This is a genomic window from Micromonospora sp. NPDC049529 (assembly GCF_055586685.1).
Genome location: NZ_JBVJHT010000003.1, coordinates 5,504 through 18,422 on the forward strand (window position 1 = coordinate 5,504; position 12,919 = coordinate 18,422).

The 12,919-nt window shown below is 71.9% G+C and carries 12 protein-coding genes; 10 read left to right on the forward strand and 2 right to left on the reverse strand.

All coding sequences use genetic code 11. The annotated features are described in order from the left end of the window. Positions 1-194: 194 nt before the first annotated feature. Positions 195-602: a PRC-barrel domain containing protein gene (locus ACZ6QQ_RS05205; protein WP_465875018.1), complete on the reverse strand. Its 408-nt coding sequence runs from the start codon at positions 600-602 to the stop codon at positions 195-197. A 518-nt stretch (positions 603-1,120) separates the two neighbouring features. On the opposite strand from ACZ6QQ_RS05205, the gene cimA reads away from it, so the two are divergent. Further along, the gene (cimA, locus tag ACZ6QQ_RS05210) at positions 1,121-2,710 is read left to right on the forward strand and encodes a citramalate synthase (RefSeq protein ID WP_465874569.1); all 1,590 of its coding nucleotides are present in this window, start codon (positions 1,121-1,123) and stop codon (positions 2,708-2,710) included. A gap of 48 nt (positions 2,711-2,758) precedes the next feature. Here the strand turns inward: cimA and ACZ6QQ_RS05215 are convergent, their stop codons facing one another. Then, positions 2,759-3,691 carry an endonuclease/exonuclease/phosphatase family protein gene (locus tag ACZ6QQ_RS05215; RefSeq protein WP_465875019.1) on the reverse strand — a complete coding sequence of 311 codons (933 nt, stop codon included), beginning with the start codon at positions 3,689-3,691 and terminating at the stop codon, positions 2,759-2,761. A gap of 187 nt (positions 3,692-3,878) precedes the next feature. Here ACZ6QQ_RS05215 and ACZ6QQ_RS05220 point away from each other — a divergent pair, with 187 nt between their 5' ends. The 9 genes from ACZ6QQ_RS05220 (at position 3,879) to ACZ6QQ_RS05260 (ending at position 12,916) form a co-directional block, all read left to right on the forward strand. Beyond that, positions 3,879-4,934 carry an AAA family ATPase gene (locus ACZ6QQ_RS05220; RefSeq protein ID WP_465874570.1) on the forward strand — a complete coding sequence of 352 codons (1,056 nt, stop codon included), beginning with the start codon at positions 3,879-3,881 and terminating at the stop codon, positions 4,932-4,934. A 150-nt stretch (positions 4,935-5,084) separates the two neighbouring features. Further along, positions 5,085-6,095, forward strand: a complete 1,011-nt coding sequence (locus ACZ6QQ_RS05225; protein WP_465874572.1) for a DUF58 domain-containing protein — start codon at positions 5,085-5,087, stop codon at positions 6,093-6,095. After that, a complete protein-coding gene (locus ACZ6QQ_RS05230) occupies positions 6,092-7,051 on the forward strand; it encodes a VWA domain-containing protein (RefSeq protein WP_465874573.1) in 960 nt (319 codons plus the stop codon). Before ACZ6QQ_RS05225 ends, ACZ6QQ_RS05230 begins: the two co-directional genes overlap by 4 nt. Before the next feature lie 179 nt (positions 7,052-7,230). Continuing rightward, a complete protein-coding gene (locus tag ACZ6QQ_RS05235; protein ID WP_465874575.1) occupies positions 7,231-8,148 on the forward strand; it encodes a S1C family serine protease in 918 nt (305 codons plus the stop codon). Positions 8,149-8,236: 88 nt separating this feature from the next. Then, complete coding sequence (arfB, locus tag ACZ6QQ_RS05240; protein WP_465874576.1) at positions 8,237-8,656, forward strand: alternative ribosome rescue aminoacyl-tRNA hydrolase ArfB; 420 nt, start codon at positions 8,237-8,239, stop codon at positions 8,654-8,656. Between the two features lie 214 nt (positions 8,657-8,870). After that, positions 8,871-10,055, forward strand: coding sequence for an alanine racemase (gene alr, locus ACZ6QQ_RS05245; RefSeq protein WP_465874578.1), 1,185 nt, complete (start codon positions 8,871-8,873; stop codon positions 10,053-10,055). A gap of 1 nt (position 10,056) precedes the next feature. Further along, positions 10,057-11,094, forward strand: coding sequence for a D-alanine--D-alanine ligase family protein (locus tag ACZ6QQ_RS05250; RefSeq protein ID WP_465874579.1), 1,038 nt, complete (start codon positions 10,057-10,059; stop codon positions 11,092-11,094). A 5-nt stretch (positions 11,095-11,099) separates the two neighbouring features. Continuing rightward, on the forward strand, positions 11,100-12,275 hold the full coding sequence (locus ACZ6QQ_RS05255; RefSeq protein ID WP_465874580.1) for a UDP-N-acetylglucosamine--N-acetylmuramyl-(pentapeptide) pyrophosphoryl-undecaprenol N-acetylglucosamine transferase: 1,176 nt from the start codon (positions 11,100-11,102) through the stop codon (positions 12,273-12,275). After that, a complete protein-coding gene (locus tag ACZ6QQ_RS05260) occupies positions 12,272-12,916 on the forward strand; it encodes a M15 family metallopeptidase (protein ID WP_465874582.1) in 645 nt (214 codons plus the stop codon). Before ACZ6QQ_RS05255 ends, ACZ6QQ_RS05260 begins: the two co-directional genes overlap by 4 nt. The last annotated feature ends 3 nt before the right edge of the window (positions 12,917-12,919 follow it).

Below are 12,919 nucleotides of genomic sequence, written 5' to 3' on the forward strand. Positions count from 1 at the left end.
TTGGGGTGGTTGAGAGGTGAAGGGGAGGCCTTTCATTTTTTTGCTGGGGGGGACAGAGGAGGGGGGGGGGGGGGGGGGGGGGGGGGGGGGGGGGGGGGGGGGGGGGGGGCACCCCCCCCCCCCCCCCCGCCTCGGTAGTCCGACCCGGTTGAGCGGTCGGCCGGGTCTGGCTGGAACTACTGTCTCCGGCCAGGTCAGAGCGGCCGGTGCGGGGGCGGCGGCGTGCCGGGCAGGCCGTACATGCCGCCGTAGTAGCCACCGATCTTGTCCAGGTAGACCGGATCGGTCTGGTCGCTCTCGGTGTACTCGGGAGCGGCCTTGATCTGGGCCTTGTCGCGATCCACGTAGACCCTGCGGTCGTCGTGGTCGACGTGGTTGACCACGCCCGCCGGCAGCATGACCTTCCTACCGAAGATCCACGGCCCGGTGTCGACGACCAGGAAGCTGGCGTCGACCTCGTAGTTGGCGCGGTCGATCTTGCCGATGCCGCCGTCGGTCGCCTCGACGTGGTAGCCGACCAGGTCGGCGCCGGTCACGCCGGCGTCGTCCCGGTAGCGCCACGGCTGGAACGACTCGGACGACTCGAAGGCGCCCGTCGGCAGGGATTCGCCCGTCGGGCGGGTGGTCTCCGCTGACGCGGTCCCCGTCCACTCGTCGGGTCCGCGACGGCTGGTCGGGTCCAGCGCCTGGTCCGGCGTCGGCTCCGGGGTCCGAAACGGGATCGGTTCCGGGTTCTGGTCCGGGGTCGGCTGAGGGTCGAGCCTGTTCATGGCTTTCACTCCTCTTTTCGTCCTCGACTTCGCTGTCCCGAACCTTGCTACCCAGGGGCGCCGGAAGTTACACCTTCCTGTCCCGATGTCCGGGCCGTCGTCCGTTGTCCGTTGTCCGGGCCGTCCGCTGGGTGATCACCGCATCCCGCGATATGGATTTTCCCTCCCGAAATCCGGTCGGGAGTGGCAGAGTACCGAGCGTGACCCAGCACGTACTGATTATTCGCGACTAGCGCGCCGGCAACCCCTCACGCCGAGCGCGCAGACCTCCCGCATCAGCGGGGGGTCATTTTGTTTGTCCGGCCATCGGGCCGCAGCCGGACGGACGGTGCTGCTTCGAAAGGAATCAGATGGCTTACCAGGTCTTCGACACGACGCTGCGCGACGGTGCACAGCGTGAGGGGATCAGCTACTCGGTGGTCGACAAACTGGCCGTCGCCCGGCTGCTCGACGAGTTCGGCGTCGGCTTCATCGAGGGCGGCTGGCCGGGCGCGATGCCCAAGGACACCGAGTTCTTCCACCGCGCCCGTACCGAACTCAAGCTGCGCCACGCCACCCTGGTCGCGTTCGGCGCCACCCGCAAGGCCGGCCTCGCGGTCGCCGACGACCCACAGGTACGCGCCCTGCTCGACGCCGAGACACCGGCGGTCTGCCTGGTCGCCAAGTCCGACATCCGGCACGTCGAACGGGCCCTGCGCACCACCGGGGCGGAGAACCTCGCCATGGTGCGGGACAGCGTCGCGCACTTCGTCGCCGAGGGACGCCGGGTCTTCATTGACTGTGAGCACTTCTTCGACGGCTTCCGGTACGACCCGGCGTACACCGCCTCGGTGGTCGAAACCGCGCTCGCCGCCGGTGCCGAGCGGGTGGTCATGTGCGACACCAACGGCGGCATGCTGCCGTCCCAGATCACGGCCGCGATCCAGGCGCTGACCGGACGACTCGGCATCAGCCCGGCCCGGCTCGGCATCCACTGCCAGAACGACACCGGCTGCGCGGTCGCCAACACGATCGCCGCCGTCGAAGCCGGCGTCGAACACTTCCAGTGCACCGCCAACGGGTACGGCGAACGCCCCGGCAACGCCGATCTGTTCACCGTCGTCGCGAACCTGCAACTCAAGCTCGGGCTGCCCGTCCTACCGGACGGCTGCCTGGAACAGATGGTGCGCGTCTCGCACGCCATCACCGAGATCGCCAACATCGCCCCCGACACCCACCAGGCCTACGTCGGGGCCGCCGCCTTCGCCCACAAGGCGGGGCTGCACGCGAGTGCGATCAAAGTGGATCCGGTGCTCTACAACCACGTGGAGCCGTCGCTGGTCGGTAACGACATGCGGATCCTGGTGACGGAGATGGCCGGTCGGGCCAGCATCGAGCTCAAGAGCCGTGAGCTCGGTATTGACCTGGCCGGCCATCCCGAAGCCCTGTCGAACGTGACCAAGCGGGTCAAGGAACTGGAGGCCGGCGGCTGGTCGTTCGAGGCCGCCGACGCCTCGTTCGAGCTGCTGGTCCGCTCCGAACTGCCCGACCAGAGTGTGCCGAGGCCGTTCACGCTGGAGTCGTACCGGGTGCTGGTCGAGCACCGCGAGGACGGTTCGGTGGTCTCCGAGGCCACGGTCAAGATCCGGGTACGGGGTGAGCGGGTGATCGCCACCGCCGAGGGCAACGGTCCGATCAACGCCCTGGACGAGGCGCTGCGGGTGGCGCTGACCCGGCACTACCCGGCGCTGCGTACGTTCGAACTGGCCGACTACAAGGTCCGGATCCTGGAGGGCAGCCACGGCACCGGGGCGGTCACCCGCGTGCTGCTGGAGACGACCGGTGACCGGGGGCGGGACTGGACCACGGTCGGCGTACACAACAACGTGGTCGAGGCGAGCTGGCACGCGCTGGTCGACGCGCTCACGTACGGCGTCTCCCGCGAGCCCGCCGAGGTGTAAGGACCACGCCTGAGGGGTGCCTGGTCGTCGTCGGTGACGAGGTACCCCTCAGGCGGCGGGGAGGGTCAGTTCGGCGACGACCGGGCGGTGGTCGCTGCCGGCGAGGGAGTGCACCCGTGTCTCGCGTACCGCGATCCGGCGGTCGGCCAGCACGTGGTCGATGGTGACCGGGGGAATGGGATCGCCGTCGTACGGGCCCCAGGTGCCGACGAGCCCGTCGCCGGTCGCCTCGGCCGCGTCGACGTAACCGGTGGCCAGCAACCGGCGCAGCGGCGCGTGGTCGAGGGTGGCGTTGAAGTCCCCGGCCAGCACCCGTAACGGGCCGTCCGGGGTGGCCGGCGGTTCGGCCGCCAGGTCGGCGCGCCAGGCCGACAGCACGTCCAGCGAGTGCGGTGCCATCGGGTGCACCGATTCGACCAGCACCGGCGGTGCGCCCGGCACCAGCAGCGTCCCGTACGCCTGGTGGAAGCCGCCGCCGTTGCGTCGCACGCCGCCGTCGCGCAGCGGGAACCGGGCGTAGAGCGCGGAACCGGAGGCGCCGTCGTCCGGGCCGAGTCGCCGGTGCGGCAGCAACTCGCCCAGGCCGAGCCGGTCGAGTTCGTCGGCCGCCCCGGAGGTGAACTCCTGCACCGCGAGCACGTCCACCCGTTCGTCGCGGACCAGGGCGATCAGGGCGGCCGCGTCGGCGCCGCCGAAGAGCAGGTTGGCGGTCATCACCCGCAGCGTCGGCCCGCCCGGATCGGGCTGCCGGTCGGGCACCGCCCGTGGCCCGACCACGGCCGCCAGCGCGATGGTGACCAGGGCGGCGGCGATCGCGGCGGGAAAGCGCCGCAGCGCGAGGGCCAGCCCCAGCGGCACCAGCGTGCAGATCACGACGTACGGGGTGAAGGCCACCACCTGCACCAGGATCCCGCGTTCCAGCCCGCCGAGGCGCAGCACCACCCAGCCCAGTCCGGGTGCCAGCGACAGCCAGCAGGCGATCGTGCCGGCCCGCCGCAGCCAACCGGAGGGGGACGGTGGTGGTGTCGCGGTGTCGGCGGCCGGTGGCGGTGCCGTACTCGTGCCCGGGGCGGTCATGCGGATCAAGGTAGCGGGCGGCTGTGGCGGTTTGGTGAAGGAAGAGCGCTCCTTACATGTTTGCCCGTGCGCTCACGGGGAAGCTTGCACCGTGACGGACATGTCGGACACCTTGGCCAGTGGGCCCAGGCCGGTCGAGACAACGTCGACCGGCCCCGAACTCGAGCAGACCCTGTTCGAGGTCAAACGAGTGATCGTGGGACAGGACCGCCTGGTGGAGCGGCTGCTCACCGCGTTGCTGGCGGACGGGCACTGCCTGCTGGAGGGCGTACCGGGGGTGGCGAAGACCCTCGCCGCGCAGACCCTCGCGACCGCCGTCGGCGGCAGCTTCTCCCGGATCCAGTTCACCCCGGACCTCGTCCCCTCGGACATCGTCGGCACCCGCATCTACCGGGCGTCGAAGGAGACCTTCGACGTCGAACTGGGCCCGATCATGGCCAACCTGGTGCTCGCCGACGAGATCAACCGGGCCCCGGCGAAGGTGCAGTCGGCGCTGCTGGAGGCGATGGCCGAACGCCAGGTCTCGATCGGCGGCACCAGCTACCCGGTGCCGGAGCCGTTCCTGGTGCTCGCCACCCAGAACCCGATCGAGTCCGAGGGCGTCTACCAGCTCCCCGAGGCACAGCGGGACCGGTTCCTGATGAAGGTGACCGTCGACTACCCCAGCGACGTCGACGAACTCGCCATCCTCTACCGGATGAGCAGCGACAAGCCGAAGGCCCGCCGGGTGCTGGACCCGCACCGGCTGCGTACGTTGCAGCAGCGGGCCGCCCAGGTCTTCGTCCACCACGCCCTCGCCGAGTACGTCGTCCGGCTGATCCTGGCCACCCGCAACCCGGCCCGGTTCGGCCTACAGGAGGTCGCGCCCCTGCTCGCGTACGGTGCCAGCCCTCGCGCCACCCTCGGACTGGTGGCCGCCGCGCGGGCCCAGGCCATGCTGCGCGGCCGCGACTACGTGCTGCCCGAGGACATCCGCGAACTCGCGGTCGACGTCATCTCGCACCGGCTGGTGCTCTCCTTCGACGCGGTCGCCGACGGCATCCCGGCCGAGGCGGTGGTACGCCGCCTGATCGAGGCGGTACCCCCGCCCCGGATCGCCCCCGCCCGCCGCGACGACGACCGCACCCCCGGCCTGGCCGCAGCATGACCGAGCGCAGCGAGGGCATCGGTTGGCTCAGTCGTGGCAGTCATGGTGCCGACGAGCGCAGCGAGGAGACGCCATGACCGAGCGCAGCGAGGGCATCGGTTGGCTCAGTCGTGGCAGTCATGGTGCCGACGAGCGCAGCGAGGAGACGCCATGACCGAGCGTGAGGAGGGCAGTGGGCAGGGCGCGACGCTGCGGGAACTCGCGCCGGAGGCCCGGTTGCGCCGGTTGGAACTGGCCATCAACCGCCGACTCGACGGGCTGCTGCACGGGCAGTACCTCGGACTGCTGCCCGGACCGGGCTCGGAGTGCGCCGGCAGCCGCGAGTACCGCCCCGGCGAGGACGAGGTACGCCGGATGGACTGGGCGGTCACCGCCCGGACGACGCTGCCACACGTACGCGAGGTCGACGCGGACCGGGAACTGACCACCTGGCTGTTGGTCGACTCGACACCGAGCATGGACTTCGGCACCGCCGAGGTGGAGAAACGGGAACTGGCCGTGGCGGCGGTGGCCGCGATCGGCTACCTCACGGCGGGCTCCGGCAACCGGCTCGGCGCGCACGTACTCGGCCCGGAGGGCGTTCGCCGCTTTCCGGCCCGTACCGGTCGGGATCACCTGCTGAGTCTGCTGCGTACGCTGCTGGCGGCGCCGCGCGGCGGCGACGGTGCCCGGCCACCGGCGCTGGCCGAGGCGATCGCCGCGCTGAACTCGGCCACCCCCCGACGCGGGCTGGCCGTGGTCGTCTCCGACTTCCTCGACGGGCTGCCGGACGCCGACGTCGGCGAGCCGACCTGGGAACGGCCGCTGCGCCGGCTGGCCGCCCGGCACCAGGTGCTCGCGGTCGAGGTGGTCGACCCCAGGGAACTGGAACTGCCCGACGTCGGGGTGATCACTTTCGTCGACCCGGAGGGCGGACGGCGCCGTGAGGTGTCGACCGGCGACCGGCGGGTACGGCAGCGGTTCGCCGAGGCCGCGCGGGCGCAACGGGAACTCGTCGCCGGGGCGGTACGCCGATCCGGCGCGGAACACCTCGCGCTGAGTACGGACCGGGACTGGATCGCCGACATCGCGCGGCACGTGCAGTCCCGGCGGCGACTGGCCAGAGCCGCCCGGCCGCCGGCCGGTGCGACGGTGACGGCGGGACCGGGGGGTGGCAGGTGACCTGGCAGTCTCCAGAGCGGTTGTGGCTGCTGGCGGGCGTACTGGCGGTCGCTGTCGGGTACGTCCTGATGCAGCGGCGGCGCAGCCAGTACGCGGTCCGGTTCACCAACCTGCGGCTGCTCGACCGGGTGGCCCCGAAACGTCCGGCCTGGCGCCGGCACGTGCCGGCGAGCCTGTTCCTGGCGATGCTGGCGCTGCTGGTGGTCGGGTTCGCCCGCCCGTCGGACGAGGTACGGGTGCCCAGGGAGCGGGCCACGGTGATGGTCGCGGTCGACGTGTCGACCTCGATGCTCGCCACCGACGTGGAGCCGGACCGGCTGGCGGCGGCGAAGGTCGCGGCGCACAAGTTCGCCGACGCGCTACCGGACGAGTTCAACGTGGGGCTGGTCGCCTTCGCCGGCAGTGCCGCCGTACTGGTGCCGCCCGGTACCGACCGCAACGCCCTGCACCTGGGCATCAAACGGTTGGCCGAGGGGAGCACCGGCGTGCAGGGGACCGCGATCGGGGAGGCGATCAGCACCTCGCTGGAGGCGGTCCAGACGCTGGACTCGCAGGCCGCGCAGGAGCCACCGCCGGCCCGGATCGTGCTGCTCTCGGACGGGGCGAACACCTCCGGCCGGGATCCGATGACGGCCGCCGACGACGCGGTGAAGCTGAAGGTGCCGGTGCACACGATCTCGTTCGGCACCGCCGCCGGTTACATCGACCGGGGCGGGCGCCCGATCCGGGTGCCGGTCGACGGTCAGACCCTGCGCACGGTGGCCGAGGAGACCGGCGGCGAGTTCCACGAGGCCGGTACGAGCGCCGAACTGCGGGCCGTCTACCAGGACATCGGTACGTCGGTCGGTTACCGCACCGAGCAGCAGGACGTGTCGGCCCGGTTCATCGGGGTGGGTCTGTTGCTGGCGCTGGGCGCGGCGGCCGGCTCGATGGTCTGGTTCTCCCGACTGCCCTGACCGGGCCCGGGAGGGCCCCTTTGTCAGCACGTTTCGCAGTGTTTGTCAGCGCGTTTCGGAGTGCTCCGGAACGTTCCGGGACAGGAAGGGACGCTTCCCGACAGGGGGGGTGGCGGGGAGCGGTACGGGACGACGGCGTGGGTAGGTCGGAGCGGGACTGACCGGACGAGGAGTGCGCTATGGCACAGCAGAGCGGGCTGGGCGAGCCGCGCGGCCCATGGTTCATCTCACCTGATCTCGATCCCGCGTCGGGCGGGCGGGGCAACGGGCACGGCGACGGTTCCGGCTCCGGCGGCCGGCGGTGGCGCCGGATCCTGCTGACCGGCCTGGCCGTGATCGCGCTCTCGCTCGCCTCGGGCGGGCTCGCCGGGGGCTACGTCGCCGGCTGGGACGGGGCGGGCCCGCAGGCGTCCGCCTCCCCGTCGGCGCTGCCACCGGACCTGGTGGGCGCGGCGGCGCAGGTGGTACCCGGGGTGGTGTCGGTGACCGTGGCCAACGGTGGCGGGATGGCCACCGGATCGGGCTTCGCCATCGACGACCAGCAGCATCTGATCACGAACGACCACATCGTGGCCCAGGCCGGGGCGGCTGCCGCGTCGGCGGGTCCCGGGGCGGCCGGTACCGGCGCCAGCGCCGCCGGTGAACCGACGGTGATGGTCGAGACGCCGGACGGTCGCCAGTTGCCGGCCCAGGTGGTGGGGCGTGATCCGGGCAGCGACATCGCCGTACTCAAGGTGCCGCCGGGCGCCGGCCTGGCGCCGCTGGTGCTGGCCAAGCCCGGCGCGACCCGGGTGGGCGAGCCGGTGCTCGCGGTCGGTTCGCCGCTGGGACTTTCCGGTACGGTCACCGCCGGCATCGTGAGCGCGCTGGACCGGCAGGTGAAGCTCGGCAACAACCGGCACCGGGCGGTGCAGACCGACGCCCCGATCAACCCCGGCAACTCGGGCGGACCACTGGTCAACGCGCGCGGTGAGGTGGTCGGGGTGAACACCGCCATCGCCACCATCGACGGCAAGGGCTCGATCGGCATCGGTTTCGCCATCCCGATCGAGCAGGTCCAGCAGGTCGCCGACACGATTATCGGCAAGGGCGGCTGAAATATGTCGGCGGGAGTGGCGGGGCGGGGGACTAGCCTCTAGCCATGGCTGACGACATGACGATCCTCCGAGCCGGACGGCCGGCGTCGTGACGTTGCCCATCCGCCCCGGTGCGGCGATCCCCGACGCGGAACTCACCTGGCGTTTCTCCCGGTCGAGCGGCCCGGGCGGGCAGGGCGTGAACACCACCGACTCCAGGGTGGAACTGTCCTGGGACCTGGCCCGGTCGACCGCCCTGCCGGAGCACCTCAAGGAGCGGGCGTTGGGCCGGTTGGCCAACCGCCTGGTCGACGGGGTGTTGACCATCACCGCGTCGGAGCACCGGTCGCAGTTGATGAACCGGGAGGCGGCTCGGGAGCGGCTGGCCGCCCTGCTGGCCGAGGCCACCGCGCCGCCGGCCCCGCCGCGCCGGGCGACCCGCCCCTCGCGGGGCGCGAAGGAACGCCGGATCGCCGACAAGAAGCGCCGGGGCCAGACCAAGCGCCTGCGCCGCTCCGACGACGACTAACCCTCCCGGCGCCAACCCGAACCCCCCACTCGCCACTTCTTCACCACTTCCACACACCCCCCAACCACCATCGCACCGTGCGCCCACCCGCCCTCCTCCCACCCCAAGATCTGCGCTCTTGTAGAGAAAGAGTGGCTTCCGACGGGGGAAAAGCCCCTCTTTCTCTACATCTGCGCGATCTTGGGGTGGGGTTTTGGGGTCGGGGGTTGGAGTGGTGAGCGGGCAGCTGGGGGAGGCGGTGATCGACCTCTCGGCCATCGGGCACAACGTGCGTACCGTCGCGGCGGTGGCCCGTACCCCGCTGATGGCGGTGGTCAAGGCCGACGCCTTCGGGCACGGTGCGCAACCGGTCGCCCGAGCGGCCGTACGGGCCGGAGCGAGCTGGCTGGGCGTCACCTCGACCACGGAGGCGCTCGCCCTGCGTTCGGCCGGGATCCGGGTGCCGATCCTGAGCTGGCTGCACCGGCCGGACGACGACTTCGCCGCACTGATCGCCGGTCGGGTCGACATCGCGGTGTCGACCCTCACCCACCTGCACGCCGTCGCCGCTGCGGCAGCCCGTCTCGGTGTCCCCGCGACCGTGCAGCTCAAGGCCGACATCGGCCTGTCGCGCAACGGCGCCACCGCGGACGACTGGCCGGAGCTGGTCGCCTGGGCGCGCAAGTACGAGGCCGAGGGCGACGTACGCGTACGCGGTGTGTGGTCCCACCTGACCGGCGCGGACGTGCCGGGGCGGCCGAGCGTCGCCGGGCAGTCCGCGGCGTTCCGGGAGGCGGTGCGGATCGCCCGCGGCGCCGGACTCACACCCGAACTGCTGCACCTGGCCAACTCGGCGGCGGCGCTGGGCGCCCCGCAGACCCGGTACGACCTCTGCCGGATCGGGATCGCCCTGTACGGCGTCGACCCGTTCGGCTCGACCGGTCCCGGGCGGTTCGGACTGCGGCCCGCGATGACCCTGCGAACGAGCGTGGTCAACGTCAAGCGGGTCCCCGCCGGCAGTGGTGTCTCGTACGGGCCGGAGCACGTCACCGGCCGGGCGACCACGCTCGCGCTGATCCCGCTCGGGTACGCCGACGGGCTGTCCCGCAGCACCGAGGGCCGGGCGTCGGTGTGGCTCGCCGGTCGACGGTGTCCGATCGTCGGCCGGATCGCCATGGACCAGTGCGTGGTCGACGCCGGTGATCTGCCGGTGAGCATCGGCGACGAGGTGGTCGTCTTCGGGGTCGGCGGCGCGGACACGGCGGGTACGGGTTCGGGCGTGGGCGGGGCGGCTGGTGGCGGTGGCGGGGTTGTGCCGGGTGTGGGGGAGTGGGCGGGGTGGGCGGGGACCAATCCGCACGAGGTCATGACCGGGATCGGCGCGCGGGTGGCGCGGGTACATCTTCACGGGGAGCGATGAGTTGACGAACATCCGGCTGGCGGTGCTCTTCGGTGGGCGCAGCGGTGAGCACGACGTGTCCCGGCGCTCGGCGGAGAGCATCCTCGCGCACCTCGACCGTGCGGCGTACGAGGTGACCGAGGTCCTGATCGAGCGGGACGGCCGGTGGCGGGTCAACGGCGATCCCGTCCCGTTCGGTGCCGCGTTACGGGTGCTGAGCGGGCAGGACGTGGTGTTCCCGGCCCTGCACGGCCCGTACGGCGAGGATGGCACGGTCCAGTCGATGCTGGAATGGCTCGGCGTCGCGTACGTCGGCAACGGGGTGTTCGCCAGCGCCGCCGGAATGGACAAGACGATCACGAAGCGGCTGCTCGTCGCCGACGGTCTGCGGGTGGCGGACGGGGTGACACTGCGCGCGGGGGAGGAGCTGTCGGCGGCCGACCGGGAGCGGCTGGGCCTGCCCGTCTTCGTCAAGCCCGCGCGCGCCGGATCGAGCCTCGGAGTCTCCAGGGTGGACCGGTGGGAGGCGTTGCCGGCCGCGCTCGACCTGGCGCGGGAGAGTGACGCACGGGAGAGCGACGCGCGGATGCTGGTCGAGGCGGCCGTACGCGGACGTGAGATCGACGTTGCCGTACTCCAACATCCGGACGGCCGGATCGAGGCCGGGCCGCCGCTGGAGATCAGTGTGGCGAGCGCCGCCTTCTTCGACTACGACGCCAAGTACGACGGCGGCGCCGTCTTCCACATCCCGGCCGCGATCGACCCGGCCACCACCCGGTTGCTCCAGGACCGGGCGGTACGGGCGTTCCGCACCCTCGACTGCCGGGGGCTGCTCCGGGTCGACTTCTTCCTCCCGCACACCGGGGAGGAACCGGTGGTCAACGAGGTCAACACGTTCCCCGGCTTCACCGCCGCGTCGCAGTACCCGCAGATCTGGCAGCGGGCCGGGATCGGTTTTCCGGCCCTGCTCGACATCCTGATCGCGGGGGCGCTGAAGGAGTCGCGGCTCGATCCGCGCGGGGCCGCCGGTCGGGGCACCGCGAAGCCGGCGGCGGTCTGAGCGCAATGGTCATCTACAGTGCCGAGCGTCTGCACGGGATCCGGGTCGTCGTCACCGGCGGCGGAACCGGCGGGCACACCTATCCGGCGTTGACCACCATCCGTACGCTGCGCGCCCGGCTCGCCGTCGCCGGCATCGAACCGGAACTGCTCTGGGTCGGTGTCGCGCACGGGCTGGAGGCGAGAATCGCCCGGCAGGAGGGGATTCCGTTCCGGGCGATCACCACCGGGAAGCTGCGCCGGTCGCCGAACCTGCGCGAGCTGGGGCGCAACATCGCCGACGCGTTCCGGGTCCCGCTCGGCATCCTCCAGGCGATCATGATCGTGGTCCGTACCCGACCGGCGGTGGTCCTCTCCACCGGCGGGTACGTCTCCGTACCGATCGGAGTCGCGGCCTGGTTGACCCGCCGGCCGTTGGTCATGCACGAGCAGATCCTCACCCTCGGGCTGGCGAACCGGATCCTGGCCCGGATCGCCGACCGGATCCTGCTCAGCCACGAGTCCTCGGTCGAGCACCTGCCAAAGCGGGCGCGGGCCCGTGCGGTGGTCACCGGCAACCCGGTCCGGCCGGAGATCCTGCGTGGTGACCGGGGCCGGGCGCTGGCCGCGTACCGGCTGGATCCGCACCTGCCGCTGCTCTACGTCACCGGCGGCGCCCAGGGGGCGGTGCAGGTCAACAACCTGGTCGCGGAGATCCTGCCGGAGCTGCTGGCCGGCTGTCAGGTCCTGCACCAGTGCGGGGAGTTCTCCTTCGACCGGATGCGGTTGATCGCCGACGGGCTGCCGGAGCAGCTGCGGGACCGCTACCGGGTGGTCGACTACGTCCACGACGAGCTGCCGGACGTGCTCGCCGCCGCCGACATCGTGGTGGCTCGCAGCGGTGCCGGCACCGTCGCCGAACTGACCGCGCTCGGCAAGGCGTGCGTGTTCATCCCGTTGATCCCGACCGGGGGTGACGAGCAGCGGCGTACCGCTTGGCACCTGGCGCAGGCGGGCGCGGCCCGGATGCTCGCCGGCCCCGACGCGACCCCCGACCGCCTCCGCGAGGAGATCATGGTGCTACTCGACCACCCGGACCGGCGCCGGCAGCTCGCCGACACGGCCAGGAGTCACGGACGTCCCGACGCCGCCGCGGCCGTCGCGACCGCGATCATCGACGCCGCCGGACGGTACGGGTCATGATCCTGCTCTCCGACCGACGGATCTCCGCCATCCCGCTCGGCGACAACAACGAACCCCTGGTCGACCTGCGTCGGATCGACGAGTTGAGGATGGACGACCGCCTCGCCGACCCGGCCGGTGCGTACGCGCACCTGCGGGAGGAGACCGTCGCCCGGCTGCTCGCCGCCCAGCGGACCCTGCCGTCCGGACTGCGGCTGCTGATCGTCGAGGGCTACCGCCCGTTGACGCTCCAGACGACCTACTTCGAGGACTACAAGGACGAACTGCGCGGGAAGTATCCGAGCTGGACCCCTGAGCGCCTGCACGTCGAGGCCAGCAAGTACGTCTCGCCGCCCGAGGTGGCCCCGCACAGCACCGGCGGAACCGTCGACCTCACCCTCTGCACCGCCGACGGGGACGAACTCGACCTGGGTACGGCCGTCAACGACAGCCCCGTGGCCAGCGCGAACGCCTGCTTCACCGGTTCGCCCGACATCTCGCCCGAGGCCAGGGCCAACCGCGACATCCTCGGCGCGGCACTCTCGGCCGCCGGATTGGTCAACTACCCCACCGAGTGGTGGCACTGGTCGTTCGGTGACCGCTACTGGGCGCTGCAGACGAGGGCCGACAGCACCCGGTACGGCCCGGTCGACCTGAGTTAGCCG